Origin of the sequence: Klebsiella sp. GB_Kp056 (assembly GCF_040064755.1) — a bacterium.
Lineage (GTDB): Bacteria > Pseudomonadota > Gammaproteobacteria > Enterobacterales > Enterobacteriaceae > Klebsiella > Klebsiella quasipneumoniae.
In genome coordinates this window covers 22,210-36,253 of record NZ_JBEAJA010000038.1, presented here as the reverse complement: position 1 = coordinate 36,253, position 14,044 = coordinate 22,210, and the positions used below count along the sequence as shown (strand labels likewise).

The window sequence follows — 14,044 nt, the reverse complement described above, 5'->3', positions numbered from 1 at the left end:
GTCCGGACAACTCATGCTATGCTGCGCCTGACCATTCATTAACGATATCTGCATCATGCCTGGAAAGTTATTACGTTCAGTACTCATCGGTTTGCTTGTCGGGGGCCTGCTGTTGGCCCTGATGCCCTCGCTGCGCCAGTGGCAGCTAGCGCCGACCACCCAGAACGATACGGCAGACGACTCCCCGGCGAGCTATAACGCCGCCGTACGCCGCGCCGCGCCCGCCGTAGTGAACGTCTATAACCGCGCCCTGAACAGCACCAGCCATAATCAGCTGACGCTTGGCTCCGGGGTGATCATGGACCAGCGCGGCTATATCCTGACCAACAAGCATGTGATTAACGATGCCGACCAGATTATCGTCGCTCTGCAGGACGGCCGGGTCTTCGAAGCGCTGCTGGTAGGCTCCGATTCCCTGACCGACCTCGCGGTGCTGAAGATCAACGCTACCGGCGGGCTGCCGGTGATCCCGATCAACCCGAAACGCACGCCGCACATCGGCGATGTGGTGCTGGCGATTGGCAACCCCTATAACCTGGGACAGACCATCACCCAGGGGATCATCAGCGCCACAGGGCGCATTGGCCTCAACCCCACCGGCCGCCAGAATTTCCTGCAGACTGACGCCTCGATCAACCACGGTAACTCCGGCGGGGCGCTGGTGAACTCCCTCGGCGAGCTGATGGGGATTAACACCCTCTCCTTTGACAAGAGCAACGACGGCGAAACGCCTGAAGGCATTGGCTTTGCGATCCCGTTCCAGTTAGCGACCAAAATTATGGACAAGCTGATCCGGGATGGCCGTGTGATCCGCGGCTATATCGGCATTAGCGGCCGGGAGATCGCCCCGCTGCACGCGCAGGGCGGCGGGATCGATCAGATCCAGGGGATCGTCGTTAACGATGTCGCACCGGACGGACCGGCCGCGCAGGCGGGGATCCGCGCCAACGACGTGATCATCTCCGTGAATGACAAACCCGCGGTCTCCGCGCTGGAGACGATGGATCAGGTGGCCGAGATCCGCCCGGGTTCGGAAATTCCGGTGGTCATCATGCGTGATGATAAGAAAATCACGCTCCATATCGCCGTCCAGGAATACCCGGCCACCAACTAAGCGGCTCCCCGTTTGGGGAGCCACGTTAATCGCTAAATACCGGACCGGCCGGGAATCTGACCAAAAACCCGGTCATCATGAATGCAAGACAATAAAAAGCCGGAACAACAGTTCCGGCTTTTTTGAGCGTGCGAGGTTACTTGTTGACGAAGTCTTCGCCGAGCGCGATATCTTTCTTCAGGGTGTCCAGCATGCCTTCCAGCGCCTGCTGCTCAAAGGCGCTGAGTTTGCCGATAGACTGACGCTCTTCTACGCCGTTTTTCCCCAGCAGGAGCGGCTGAGAGAAGAAACGCGCATACTGGCCGTCGCCTTCCACGTAGGCGCACTCCACTACGTCTTTTTCTCCCTGCATGGCGCGAACCAGAGAAAGGCCAAAGCGCGCAGCCGCCTGACCCATCGACAAGGTCGCCGACCCGCCGCCCGCTTTCGCTTCCACGACCTCGGTACCGGCGTTTTGAATGCGTTTAGTCAGATCGGCCACTTCCTGATCGCTAAAGCTGACGCCCGGGATCTGTGACAGTAAAGGCAGAATGGTGACCCCGGAGTGACCGCCAATAACCGGGACTTCCACCTCGGTTGCCGATTGACCTTTCAGCTCCGCCACAAAGGTATTGGAGCGGATGATGTCCAGCGTAGTCACGCCGAACAGTTTGTTTTTATCGTACACGCCGGCTTTTTTCAGCACTTCGGCGGCGATGGCCACGGTGGTGTTCACCGGGTTGGTAATAATGCCGATGCAGGCCTGCGGGCAGGTTTTGGCTATCTGCTGCACGAGGTTCTTAACGATACCTGCATTCACATTAAACAGGTCGGAACGATCCATGCCGGGCTTACGCGCTACGCCCGCGGAGATCAGCACCACATCAGCGCCTTCCAGCGCCGGGGTAGCATCTTCACCGGAAAATCCTTTAATTTTTACATCTGTGGGGATATGACTTAGATCTACCGCCACGCCCGGCGTAACCGGAGCGATGTCGTACAACGAGAGCTCTGAACCTGAAGGCAGTTGGGTCTTAAGTAGTAGGGCAAGCGCCTGGCCGATACCACCGGCAGCGCCAAGGACTGCAACTTTCATCCTAAACTCCTTATTATGGTTAATTTAGTCTTTCGTTATTCCGTCGCCTGGACCTTAATTCACAAGATGAACAATTACAATGATTATGGCTGAAGAATGCATTATTGTGCGTAGCAATAGAACAGCGGCGCACTTTATGCTTCCTGACTGACCATCCAGCAAAGCGAAGTACCGGATCGACTATTGGTTACAATACACCCAGCCAGTTGCGCAAAACAACACCAACTCAATAACATTTCATTTACTTTTACATGCCTTTAAGCGTTGTGATGAGAACATGTTCCTTATACGGTTTTTTTGCTAAAATATGCCCCCTTCATAACATTATTGACCTATCCCCTCGCGGATTATTTGCATAAAAATTCACGGTTATGCATAATGATGTTGATTTTACCACCATAATCTGGGTGACTTATGCGAAGTTCGGCAAAACAAGAAGAACTGGTTAAAGCGTTTAAAGCGCTGCTTAAAGAAGAGAAATTCAGCTCGCAGGGAGAGATCGTCCAGGCGCTGCAGGAAGAAGGCTTCGAGAATATCAACCAATCGAAGGTTTCCCGCATGCTCACCAAATTTGGCGCGGTTCGTACCCGTAACGCCAAAATGGAAATGGTCTATTGCCTGCCTGCCGAGCTTGGCGTGCCGACCACCTCCAGCCCGCTGAAAAATCTGGTGCTGGATATCGATTATAACGATGCCGTCGTGGTGATTCACACCAGCCCCGGGGCAGCGCAGCTGATCGCCCGTCTTCTCGACTCGCTGGGCAAGGCGGAAGGTATTCTTGGCAGCATCGCCGGGGATGACACCATCTTCACCACGCCAGCGCGCGGTTTCACAGTGAAAGATCTGCACGACGCTATCCTGGTGCTGTTCGAACAGGAACTCTGAGCATTCCCCTCTGGCAACCGTCAGAGGGTGATTCCCCCTCTTCTCTCCCTCTCCCCCCTTTCAACTCAACAAAAATTTAACATTTCGTGTGATTTAGCCTGTCTATACGTTCTTTTACGTAAGGGAAACGCCTAAAACGCACGAAAGATCAAAATCGTATACCTTTATGATTTTATTAGAAATAAAACTTATCTCTGTCTGTGACTCGTCATTTTTAATTCTTATCGGTTATAAAAAGCGCAATTTATTGTAACTATTAACGCACAAAACAATTAGCATGGTATTAATATTTTTGGTGATTAGTGTATACTTGTTTTTGTGATGAGGGTCACGAAACAAAGACCCTCAACAAAAAGATTCGACGAGGTGAACATCATGAAAATCAAAACCACTGTAGCAGCTCTCAGCATCCTGTCCGTCATGTCGTTTGGCGCTTTCGCCGCTGATGTTATCAACAGCGAGCAAGCCCAGGGCCGCGAGGCCATCGGTACAGTTTCCGTCGGCGCGGTAGCCTCTTCCCCGATGGATATGCATGAAATGCTGAACAAAAAAGCGCAGGAAGAAGGGGCTTCTTCTTACCGCATTATCGAAGCCCGCACTGGTGACCACTGGCATGCCACTGCTGAGCTGTATAAATAAGTTTTAGATCGTCAACGATTAACCCGACAAAAATTCTCTACCGCGGCCCGGCCTCATTCATCGCCCCGCCGCGGAAAAACAAAGACTGGAGTAAAGATTATGAAACGCGCAATGATCATCGCATCCCTTGGCCTGGCTTCCCTTCTCTCTTTCGGCGCTAGCGCGGCCGTTCAGCAAGTGAACGCTGAGCAAGCCCAGAACCTGCAGTCCATGGGCACCATCTCGGTTTCCCAGGTAGGTAGTGCGCCAATGGATATGCGTCAGGAACTGGCCGCTAAAGCCGAGAAAGAAGGCGCCAGCAGCTACCGTATTATTGAAGCACGTACCGGCGATAGCTGGCACGCCACCGCTGAGCTGTACAAATAAACCCTCGTCGTCTTATTTCGACGACTTGCCCCCGCCTGCCGGGGGCTTTTTTATGCCTGCCGGGCGTTAAAACGTAACTCCCCCTCCAGCTCTTCCTCTGCTTCATCAAATAATAAAATTAACGCCCCAAAGCGCCGACGCTGCTTGTCATTTAAATGGATGAACTCAATGTCCAGCGGCAGCGGCAGCAGCCCACCGGTCACCGCGTCCCATAGCGAATCAAGGTTGTTGACCTTATCCTGTGCCAGCTCGAAGGTGCGGGAAAACTCCCGGTAGAAATCCTGTTGCTCGGCGATTTCGTCAAAATCAAACGTATAGGTGGTCATGGCAGCCCCTCCCGCTTCTCTTCCTGTCGCCGTTAAGTATAGCGATAAAAAAACCGACGCCTGGGCGTCGGTTTATGGGTTAACTGCTGGTCAGCACATGCTGGTACTTGTGCAACATCTCAACCAGTCGCCGTACCGGCTCGGTCACCTGCGGCGAAGCCTCCCAGACCCGCAGCTTCTCCTGATAAACATCAAGCTCCGCCAGCAGCCGGGTAAAGTAGCGCCGACGCTTATCATCGCTCCCGGCGGAGATAACATGATCCGCGGTACGTCGCAGCTGGCGATGGAACGCCGACAGATCCTCATTCACCGGCACGGGCGCGTCGCGCAGGCGCTGGTGGGCAATGATTAACGTCAACGCCAGACGGAAACGGGCGACATCGCCAGGGAATTTGTTGAGCAATAAAAACAGCTGCTGATAGAGCGCGGGCAGATGATTCTCTTTGCGACGCGCCGAGTTGGTGGTCAGCGAAGAGACCGCCGCGGAGACAAACTGGTTCAGCAGCACCCGACCGGTTCTTGCCCGGGAGTTATCCCTGACAATGAGAATAACCATCAGGGCGAGGAAACAACCGACGATCTGCCCCAGCGCGCTATCGAGGAACTGACTGAACTGGAACTGCATCGGGTTATCCAGCACCAGAATGTTGATGGTGCTCGCCAGCGCCCCCAGCGATCCGAGGCGCCTTTTCTGCACTTCGATACCGATAAAAAACGCCATCGCCGCCAGGCTGATACAAAGCAACAGCATACTCTGCTGCGTCGCCGGCATGATCACCAGAAAGTACAGGGTACCCAGCGGTAACGCCGCCAGAGTACCGTAGAGGAAGTCTATCGCCACCATTCGCGGGTTAGGCAAGCGCATCGCCAGCGCGGTAACCACGGCAATCATCACCATCGCGCCGCTACCTGAGGTCCAGCCCGTCCACAGCCAGAACAGCGTCCCAAGGATACAGGAGACGGAGGTACGCCAGAAGTTCACCATCGCGTGGTGACGCTCGGCGGACTCCACTTTAACCACCGTTTCGCCGCGCAATACACCGTCTTCGATGCGGCTGATTTTGGTGTTGCCCACCACGCCACGCTTAAGCAGCAGGTAACGGGTGGCTGCGCCTACCCAGCTGTAGATGGTGACCGGCGTATTATGCTCGCCTTTCCAGGTCAGGAAGCGACGCATACGCTTCAGCTGCTGGTGAACATCCTGCACCGTCTCAACCGGCTCAGCGAACAGCTCGCGGTAGTCGTCCGTCACCATTTCCGGGCGCGAGTTCTGAATCAGGTAGGTTTCGCAAGCCTGGGTGATAAGCGTTAGCGAGAGGGTATTGATCGCCTTCAGGCGTTGATTCGCCTTAGCCCAGCGAGAGGACTCCATAATCAGGTTACTGCGCATTCCCTCCAGCGCCGTGGTGCGACGCACCAACGCTCCCCAGGCCTGATCCACTTCATCTTTTTCGCCGTGCGCAACGCATAACTGCATCAGCTTATACTGCGCAATCAGCAGGTTATCCAGTTCAAGGTCGATCTCTTTTTTAATCGAACGCGGGGAGAACAGCAGATCGGCGACGATGGCGCTGACAATCCCGATGACGATTTCGCTGCAGCGCTCAACGGCAAACTGCGGCGCCAGCATCGGATCGGTGTGGATGGTAATAATGATAATCAGCGCGGTGTATCCGGCCAGCCCCCAGGCATAGGAGTTTTCGACCTTGACCAGCGACGAAACCCAGGTACAAAACCCGGCCCACAGGCAGCAGACCAGCATCATCAGCAGAGGGGCGCGGATCATCAGGATGATGATGACCAGCGCCGCAATACAGCCAATAAAGGTCCCGGCAATACGCAACATGCCGCGATAGCGGATCGCGCCGGAGTACGGCTCTCCCCCGGCGGCAAAGGCCGGGCCAGCGGCGACAATCGCCGCGGTCAGCACCGCCCAGCGCGGCGTTTCGAGCTGAAAATGGAAGCCGACGAACAGCGCCAACACCACCGCGCATGCAAGCTTAATAGCAAAGCGGAGATGCTGGGGAGCAATAGTATATGTCCCCATAGCGATTAACCGAATTCGCGCAGGCGCATAGCCAGTTTCTGGAAGAAGTTGGCCTGGCTGGTATCACGGTCTTCTTTACCGGTGATCACCACCGTCGCCGTCGTGCCCGATGGCCACAGATTCCCCTGCTGGTGGTCAAGGCGAATACGAACCGGCACACGCTGCGCCAGACGCACCCATTCAAGGTTGGAATCCACCGAAGCCATCCCTTTCGAGTCGCTGCTGCTGCTGGCGTTGGTTACCCCCGCAGCGATACTGTCCACCGTGCCTTTAATGGTTTTGCTGCTGCCAAGCGGGGTAATTTCCGCCCGGTATCCAGGGCGGACGCCTTCCAGTTTGGTCTCTTCCAGATAGGCCATGACGTAAAATGTATTCTCTTTCACCAGCGCCACCGCCGTGGAGCCGCGGGTGATAAATTCCCCGGTATAGACGTTAAGGTTGGTCACCCAGCCATCCGCGGGGGCGCGAATCTCCGTGCGCTGCAGGTCCAGTCTGGCCAGGTCGCGGCTGGCCACCGCTTTCGCCAGCTGATGCTCAACGGTCTGCAGCACGTTGTTCGCCTGGTCAATCTCTTCCCGCGACATCGCCTGGACGCCAAGCTTATTACGCCGACCGGCTTCGACACGTTTTTCCTGGGCTAAGGTCTGGTAGTAGGCGACATCGGCTTCCGCCTGCGCCAGCGCTTTTTGGTAACGGGGTTGGTCAATAACGAACAATACCTGGTCTTTCTTAACCAGTTGGTTATCCTTGACGTTTACCTGGGAAATCAGCCCGGAGACGTCGGGAGCAATGGCCACAATGTCGGCGCTAAAGCGCGCATCCCGCGTCCACGGCGAGGCGGTGTAGTAAACCCAGGCGCGGAAAATCGCCACGAAGGCCAAAATGACCAGTATCACGGTAATAGCGGTACGGAGGATATTTCTTGTTAGTGTTTTCACATCAACCTCAAACGAACAAGCGCGATATCAAATAAAAAAGGCAGCAATATAGCGCCGTATTAAACAGTGCAGGGTGCCAGACAAAATCGTAAATGCCGGTCGGAACCAGCAATCGGTGCACCAGCCAGAAGATGGCCAGCGACAAAAGCAACTCGAAGAAGATCGGCGGAAACGATAAGCCGAAAATCACGATGACAGGAAACAGACTCATGATGACCTTGAATAAGAAGCGTACAGGTAGTGAGCAGATGCGTTTATTATGTAGCTAACAATATATTAACGTAACGATTGCCGCATTATCTACAATGTGTGATCTAAATCACTTTTAAGCCAGAGTGAATAATGGAACGATTAAAGCGCATGTCCGTTTTCGCCAAAGTGGTCGAATTAGGTTCCTTCACCGCAGCGGCCCGCCAGCTTCAGATGAGCGTTTCCTCGATCAGTCAGACCGTCGCCAAACTGGAAGATGAACTGCAGGTGAAGCTGCTCAACCGCAGCACCCGCAGCCTTGGCTTAACGGAAGCGGGTAAAATTTACTATCAGGGCTGCCGTAGGATGCTGTTTGAAGCACAGGATGTCCATGAGCAATTATACGCATTTAACAACACCCCCATCGGAACGCTGCGTATCGGCTGCTCTTCAACTATGGCACAGAATGTTCTGGCGCGCATAACGGCGAAAATGCTGAAAGAATACCCCGGGCTCTCCGTCAATCTGGTCACCGGCATACCTGCGCCGGACCTGATCGCCGACGGTCTTGACGTGGTGATCCGCGTGGGCGCCCTGCAGGATTCCAGTCTTTTTTCCCGCCGTCTGGGCTCAATGCCGATGGTGTTATGCGCCGCGAAAAGCTATCTGGCGCAGGCTGGCAATCCTGAGAAACCGGCCGATCTTGCCGGGCATGCCTGGCTGGAATATAGCGTGCGGCCGGACAATGAGTTTGTCATTATCGCGCCGGAAGGGATCTCAACCCGCCTGACCCCGCAGGGGCGCTTTGTGACCAATGACCCCATGACGCTGGTGCGCTGGCTGACCGCCGGGGTGGGTATCGCCTATGTGCCGTTGATGTGGGCGATCGAAGAGATCAATCGCGGTGAGCTTGAGATCCTGCTGCCGAGCTACCAGTCCGATCCGCGTCCGGTCTACGCCCTGTACACCGAAAAGGATAAACTGCCGCTGAAAGTGCAGGTCTGTATCAATTATCTGACGGAGTATTTTGTCGACGTGGCGAAGATCTATCAGGGGATGCACGGCAGAGGGATCGCCCGCTGAAGCGGTTCCCGGCGACGCCGGGAACCCGCTCAGGATCAGGCAGTGCCGCCGACGGTGAGGTTATCGACCTTCAGGGTCGGCTGGCCAACGCCCACCGGCACGCTCTGGCCCTCTTTGCCACAGACGCCGACGCCGTTATCCAGACGCAGATCGTTACCCACCATCGAAATCTGCTGCATAGTCTCAATCCCGGAGCCGATCAGTGTAGCGCCTTTCACCGCCTTCGTGACCTTGCCTTTTTCGATCAGATAGGCCTCGGAGGTGGAGAAGACAAACTTACCGGAGGTGATATCCACCTGCCCGCCGCCGAAGTTAGGCGCGAAGATACCGTAGTCCACCGACTCGATAATCTCCTGCGGCGTGGACTGGCCCGCCAGCATATAGGTGTTGGTCATACGCGGCATCGGCAGATGGGCATAGGATTCACGGCGGCCGTTGCCGGTCGGCGCGACGCCCATCAGACGCGCATTGAGTTTATCCTGCATGTAGCCTTTCAGGATGCCGTTTTCGATCAGCACATTGTATTGACCCGGCGTGCCTTCGTCATCGATGGCCACCGAGCCACGACGGTCGACGATGGTGCCGTCGTCCACGACGGTGCACAGCTCAGAGGCGACTAATTCCCCCATATGGCCGCTAAAGACCGAGGTGCCGCGACGATTGAAATCGCCTTCCAGGCCGTGACCAACCGCTTCGTGCAGCAGGACGCCAGGCCAGCCGGCGCCGAGCACCACCGGCAGCATCCCCGCCGGGGCGGCGACCGCCGAGAGGTTAACCAGCGCCATGCGCACCGCTTCTTTCGCCCAGGCGTCGGCCCGTACTTCGCCCTCCTGAGAGGCGAGGAAATAGTCATAGCCAAAACGCCCGCCGCCGCCGCTGCTGCCGCGCTCGCGTTTGCCGTCCTCTTCCACCAGCACGCTGACCGAGAGGCGCACCAGCGGACGAACGTCGGCGGCCAGAGTGCCGTCGGTGGCGGCCACCAGAATCAGCTCATAGACCCCGCTCAGGCTGGCCGAAACCTCCTGCACGCGCTGGTCCGCCGCGCGGGCGACTTTGTCTACCCGGCGGAGAATATCCAGCTTCTCTTCCCGGCTCATACTCTGCAGCGGGTCGATGCTGGTATAGAGGGCGCTGTGCTCTACGGCGCCGAGGGTCTGTACTTTGCCATTGCCAGTCTCGCGCACAATGGTCCGCGCCGCCTGGGCGCTCTGCTCCAGCGCCAGCTTGCTGATCTGGTCAGCGTAGGCAAAGCCCGTTTTTTCGCCGCTGACGGCGCGCACGCCTACGCCCTGGTCGATATTGTACGACCCATCTTTAATGATGCTGTCTTCCAGAACCCAGGATTCGTGATAGCTCGACTGAAAATAGAGATCGCCGTAATCGAGGCGGCGCTCGGTCAGTTGACCAAGAATGGCAAACAGGTCCTGATGATTCAGGCCATTTGCCGACAGTAATTGTTCACTTACCAGGTTCAGACTCATCGTTATGCTACTCGTTTGTTGCCGCCTGACAGGCGGAAATACAGAAGGCTATCTATTGAGATTGCGGCAATTCCCGGCAATCGTCAAATCATTGCTTTTTGTTGCTGCGCGCCTGGCGCAGCACTTCATTGATCTGCGGCTGGTCAATCGGGCCGGTGATGCGATAGCGCAGTATCGAGACTTTGTTCCACAGCGGCCCCAGCACCTTGCTGGCGGCAAACACCGCCGCGCCGACAATCGGGTTGACGGCGAAGGCCGCCGCCACACCGACGGTCGCGGAGATCTCCGGCGCCACCACCGCCTGCAGGTCCAGATGACGACGCACCAGATCAACCGACCCTTTCATGGCAATGTCCGCCTCCAGGCCATCCACCAGCGTATCATCGGTATGCAGTACACCATCCTTAATCCAGGCCGTACTGTTAATCGAGTCGAAGTAAAATCCTTCGCTAAAGGTATCGCTGAAGTCGAAGCGCAGTTTGCGCAGCAGGGCATCGACGCTCAGCAAACGCAGCAGCTGGCCTGCGTGTCCGGTACTCAGGTCGGTAAACTGACCCTTGCCGAGGTGGCTTTTAATGATCCCATTGAGCGAGGCGACATCGGGTGACCAGGGCGGCGCGCGCCAGTGCAGATCGTAGTCGATATCAAACGGCGAATCCTTCACCGGTGTGGAAACGCCAAAGAAATCCGCAAATTCATTCGTTTTATTGCCATGCAGTCTGCCTTTCAGCGAGGTGCGCACCCCGGAAGGGGCGTTAACCCACACGCCGTCGGTCGTCAGCCGGCCAAACCCGGTATCCACCAGGCCATTGGAGAGCGTTAAGGTATCGCCCTTGATCGCCACATCGCCGTCGATACGGCCATATTTTTGCCCCCACAGCCAGCATTCCGCGCAGCGCAGCTGCAGATCGGGCCAACCGTGGAAATCCAGCCGCGTCTCCGCCTGCGAGGCCACGTTCTCCGTTCCGCCCTTGCCGCTGGCGCTGGCCGGGTTGAAATAGAGATAACGCACATTTGCCAGCCACGGGGCATTGTCGCGCATCGTCAGGGTGGCGTTGATCTCGCGCCCCTGCGCCTCAACCTGTGAACCGCCGGTGACCGGCTGCGACATCAGACTCAGGTTGTTCCATTGCTGGCCGGCCAGCGCCAGCGACGGCGTACGCAGCACAATGCGCGGTGGAAAGAGGACGCTGCTGCTGACTTCATTCGCCGCGCCCTTCTGGAACAGCGCCAGCCACTGCGCGCCATCCATCGGCGGCAGATTGAGCTCAACGCCGGGCTGGTCGGGCAGCGGAGAGGGTCCTTTGCTGTCCGTCGTAAGGATCGCTCTGTCCAGCGTCAGCTTACGGTTCAGCAACCAGCGGCTGTTGATATGATTCTTCGCGCCAACGGATCCGGTCAGGTCGAAGCTGCTCAGACCGCCGGCAACGTTAATTTTGACCGGCAGGGGTTCGCCAGCGGGCTTGTTGACCGGGGAAGGTAAGTGACTGCTCACATTCTTCAGATCGCCATTGATATCAACCTTATAGCTGGCATTGCCATGGTACGGCAGTTCGATAGCGACTTTACCCTCCCACGGAACGCTACCGCTCAGCGCCTCATTAACCGCTTTCGGCAGCAGCCCGGTGCGCGACGGTTGCCAGCTGGCGTTCATCCCGACATCCACCAGAAACGCTTTTTCGCCTTCGCGGGTGGAAAAATTGAGGTTCAGCGGCTGATTAAACCAGGTCGCGCTCAACGTTTGACTATTAAGATCGCCATTCACAAAGCTGAAATTACCGCTCAGATTCTGCAGCGTGGTATCTAACGGTTTGATAAACAGATTGTTATTCTGCAGATGCACATCGCCTTTCGCGGTGGTCATTTCGCCATCGAGGGGAATGTTCAGATGTAAGCGAGCGCTTACATCACCATCCAGCTGCAGGGAATCCAGCGCCGCTCCCAGGGTCTCTTTCAGCGGCGTGGTGTTGAAATAAGGTCCCACCTCTTTCCCCGGGCCTTTGATATCGGCATCAATCAGCAGTTTTTCCTGCGCGTAATCCGGGATCGCGGCATCGAGATTGCTGGCGGTCACGTTGCCGAGCATCGCTTTCTCCGCCCGCATCCACAGGCCGCTGTTGATAAAATTAAGGTCGATATTCAACCCGGTCAGCGCCGGCCAGTCCGGTTGAAAAGCGAAAGTGGCATTCTTCAGCGGGACGTAAACCTGGAACTGTCCTTCGTTGTGCGGATACGGGAACAGATGTGGGTTGCCGCCATACACCAGCGTCGCATCGCGGGCCTGTCCGGCTTTAATCGCGCCGCTGAGATAGTCCACCAGCGCTTTGCCCATCAGGTTTTCCGGGAAGTAACGCCACGCCTGGCCGCCATCGTTGGTGCTGATCCCCGCCAGAATGCCCAGCCAGGGATCGTCCCCCTGCGGTTGCAGATAGCGGAAGCCGCCGCGGGCGCGTACCCCCGTCGCCTGCACGTCAATATCGCGGCCATCAAGCATGAACCCTTTGTCATTTTTCACCCAGCTGAGGGTGGCTTCGCCAGCGGCGATCTCCAGCGGGGCCCGGAAAACACCGGTATAAGGCATCAGCGCCTTCGTCATGCGGGCGCGCAGTTCCCCATGCTCAACGCTGCCATTCAGGCTGCCGGAAAAGTGTTCCGCTCCCGGCAGGAGTTTCCACTGCTTCCACGCCAGATCGCTCCACTGCGCCTGAAAGCGCGTTTTCTCCGTCGCCTGCAGGGGAATATCGAGAGCCAGCAGGTTGATTTTGCCGCTGGGCTGCGTGGTGCGCCAGAGTTCGCCCAATGAAGGCGCCAGCTTATCGGCAAACGGCTGCAGTCCGCTCAGGCCGCTGAGGGCTAAGTTGCTGGCGCGAATACGTAATTCATCGCTACGCTGATGACCGTCGCCACCGACATCCTGCGCCGGGAGCCACGCCATCGCCAGCGCGCCGCTTGGCCAGGGTTTATCGTCGATCGCGATCCGCGTATCGGGAATGTAGAAGCCCCAGCTCTGCTTGTCGTGGGAGAGATGCGCCGTCAGGTTATCCACTGACAGGTGATGAACCTCGCTATCCCCCTGCCAGCTGGCGCCCCCTTTTTTCAACCATACGTCGCCGCTGGCCACATCGCCTTTTTCAATGGTCATCCAGCCTTCGAGGCTGAAGCGGGCGCTTTTCAGGGCGATATTGTCCTGCATCCAGCGGCCCAGCCAGGGCTTGACGTCAATATCGTCAGCCTGCAGCCAGACCCGGCCTTTGTTCAGCAGGCCATCCTCATCGCGGAGATCCATCCGCACCTGCATGACGCCATGCTGGCCGGTGAGACTGGAAAGGCTGAGCTGCCCCTCGGCGCGGTGACGGTTCCTGCCGTTCAGCCAGGTCAGCTGCGGGACCGCCAGCTCCGCCCGCTGACCGGAAATAGTCAGGAAGCTCAGATGGCTGTCGCGCAGAGTAAAGTGGTCGAACTGACGTAAAAAGAGATCGCTGACGCGGTCGGTTTTCAGGCTTTCACCGCCGTCATTGGTCTGAATAGGGGTATTGGTATGGATCTGCAGCTGCCAGAAGGTGAGATCGCGGAACTGCCAGCGCATATGCAACAGACTCTGCCAGACGTCCAGCGCCAGGGTCACGCGCTTGACCGCCATTGTCCCGCCATCTTTCAGCCCGACATGAATATCGCGGACATCTAATGTTGGGCCAAAAGTTTGCCAGCTGGCGGCGATCTGCGAGGCATCCACCGGCGTGCCGGTGAGAGAGGAGATCTTCTCCAGCAGCTGCGGACGCCAGGCATCGAGCTGCGGCAACACGAGACGCAAGCCACTCACCAGCAGCGCGACGATAACAATCAGTGTTGCCACGGTGAGCAATAAAATCCCGGGCAGTCGCCTCACGCCTCTCTCCTTGTC

Annotated in this window: 12 protein-coding genes; 5 read left to right on the top strand and 7 right to left on the bottom strand. The window is 56.9% G+C overall.

Annotation, left to right across the window (positions count from 1 at the left end; genetic code table 11):
• The first annotated feature begins 55 nt into the window (after window positions 1–55).
• Window positions 56–1,114, top strand: coding sequence for an outer membrane-stress sensor serine endopeptidase DegS (degS, locus tag ABLV52_RS05500; protein WP_002918568.1), 1,059 nt, complete (start codon window positions 56–58; stop codon window positions 1,112–1,114).
• A 136-nt stretch (window positions 1,115–1,250) separates the two neighbouring features.
• Here the strand turns inward: degS and mdh are convergent, their stop codons facing one another.
• A complete protein-coding gene (mdh, locus tag ABLV52_RS05495; protein WP_117132943.1) occupies window positions 1,251–2,189 on the bottom strand; it encodes a malate dehydrogenase in 939 nt (312 codons plus the stop codon).
• 414 nt (window positions 2,190–2,603) lie between these two features.
• On the opposite strand from mdh, the gene argR reads away from it, so the two are divergent.
• From argR to yhcN-B, 3 genes are all read left to right on the top strand, one after another.
• Window positions 2,604–3,074, top strand: a complete 471-nt coding sequence (gene argR, locus ABLV52_RS05490) for a transcriptional regulator ArgR (RefSeq protein ID WP_002918625.1) — start codon at window positions 2,604–2,606, stop codon at window positions 3,072–3,074.
• A gap of 375 nt (window positions 3,075–3,449) precedes the next feature.
• A complete protein-coding gene (gene yhcN / locus ABLV52_RS05485; protein ID WP_017899932.1) occupies window positions 3,450–3,713 on the top strand; it encodes a peroxide/acid stress response protein YhcN in 264 nt (87 codons plus the stop codon).
• Between the two features lie 99 nt (window positions 3,714–3,812).
• Window positions 3,813–4,079, top strand: coding sequence for a DUF1471 family stress response protein YhcN-B (gene yhcN-B, locus ABLV52_RS05480; RefSeq protein WP_002918627.1), 267 nt, complete (start codon window positions 3,813–3,815; stop codon window positions 4,077–4,079).
• Between the two features lie 50 nt (window positions 4,080–4,129).
• On the opposite strand, the gene ABLV52_RS05475 is transcribed toward yhcN-B, so the two are convergent.
• The 4 genes from ABLV52_RS05475 to aaeX form a co-directional block, all read right to left on the bottom strand.
• On the bottom strand, window positions 4,130–4,405 hold the full coding sequence (locus tag ABLV52_RS05475) for a barstar family protein (protein ID WP_002918629.1): 276 nt from the start codon (window positions 4,403–4,405) through the stop codon (window positions 4,130–4,132).
• A gap of 79 nt (window positions 4,406–4,484) precedes the next feature.
• Window positions 4,485–6,452, bottom strand: a complete 1,968-nt coding sequence (aaeB, locus tag ABLV52_RS05470) for a p-hydroxybenzoic acid efflux pump subunit AaeB (protein ID WP_023291151.1) — start codon at window positions 6,450–6,452, stop codon at window positions 4,485–4,487.
• A 5-nt stretch (window positions 6,453–6,457) separates the two neighbouring features.
• Window positions 6,458–7,390 (bottom strand): p-hydroxybenzoic acid efflux pump subunit AaeA, encoded by a 933-nt coding sequence (gene aaeA / locus ABLV52_RS05465; protein WP_023291152.1) that lies wholly within the window; start codon window positions 7,388–7,390, stop codon window positions 6,458–6,460.
• Between the two features lie 7 nt (window positions 7,391–7,397).
• Window positions 7,398–7,601 (bottom strand): p-hydroxybenzoic acid efflux pump operon protein AaeX, encoded by a 204-nt coding sequence (gene aaeX / locus ABLV52_RS05460; RefSeq protein ID WP_002918640.1) that lies wholly within the window; start codon window positions 7,599–7,601, stop codon window positions 7,398–7,400.
• Window positions 7,602–7,732: 131 nt separating this feature from the next.
• Here aaeX and aaeR point away from each other — a divergent pair, with 131 nt between their 5' ends.
• Window positions 7,733–8,662: an HTH-type transcriptional activator AaeR gene (gene aaeR, locus ABLV52_RS05455; protein ID WP_002918641.1), complete on the top strand. Its 930-nt coding sequence runs from the start codon at window positions 7,733–7,735 to the stop codon at window positions 8,660–8,662.
• A gap of 35 nt (window positions 8,663–8,697) precedes the next feature.
• Here aaeR and tldD read toward each other — a convergent pair whose 3' ends face one another.
• Together tldD and yhdP are read right to left on the bottom strand one after the other, a co-directional pair.
• Window positions 8,698–10,143: a metalloprotease TldD gene (gene tldD / locus ABLV52_RS05450; protein WP_004206236.1), complete on the bottom strand. Its 1,446-nt coding sequence runs from the start codon at window positions 10,141–10,143 to the stop codon at window positions 8,698–8,700.
• A gap of 88 nt (window positions 10,144–10,231) precedes the next feature.
• On the bottom strand, window positions 10,232–14,029 hold the full coding sequence (gene yhdP / locus ABLV52_RS05445; protein WP_348890126.1) for an AsmA2 domain-containing protein YhdP: 3,798 nt from the start codon (window positions 14,027–14,029) through the stop codon (window positions 10,232–10,234).
• Window positions 14,030–14,044: the final 15 nt, after the last annotated feature.

Bases quoted from the DNA above. Each gene is read 5' to 3' on its own strand.
- degS (WP_002918568.1), top strand. From the start codon at position 56: ATGCCTGGAAAGTTATTACGTTCAGTACTCATCGGTTTGCTTGTCGGG.
- mdh (WP_117132943.1), bottom strand. From the start codon at position 2,189: ATGAAAGTTGCAGTCCTTGGCGCTGCCGGTGGTATCGGCCAGGCGCTT.
- argR (WP_002918625.1), top strand. From the start codon at position 2,604: ATGCGAAGTTCGGCAAAACAAGAAGAACTGGTTAAAGCGTTTAAAGCG.
- yhcN (WP_017899932.1), top strand. From the start codon at position 3,450: ATGAAAATCAAAACCACTGTAGCAGCTCTCAGCATCCTGTCCGTCATG.
- yhcN-B (WP_002918627.1), top strand. From the start codon at position 3,813: ATGAAACGCGCAATGATCATCGCATCCCTTGGCCTGGCTTCCCTTCTC.
- ABLV52_RS05475 (WP_002918629.1), bottom strand. From the start codon at position 4,405: ATGACCACCTATACGTTTGATTTTGACGAAATCGCCGAGCAACAGGAT.
- aaeB (WP_023291151.1), bottom strand. From the start codon at position 6,452: ATGGGGACATATACTATTGCTCCCCAGCATCTCCGCTTTGCTATTAAG.
- aaeX (WP_002918640.1), bottom strand. From the start codon at position 7,601: ATGAGTCTGTTTCCTGTCATCGTGATTTTCGGCTTATCGTTTCCGCCG.
- aaeR (WP_002918641.1), top strand. From the start codon at position 7,733: ATGGAACGATTAAAGCGCATGTCCGTTTTCGCCAAAGTGGTCGAATTA.
- tldD (WP_004206236.1), bottom strand. From the start codon at position 10,143: ATGAGTCTGAACCTGGTAAGTGAACAATTACTGTCGGCAAATGGCCTG.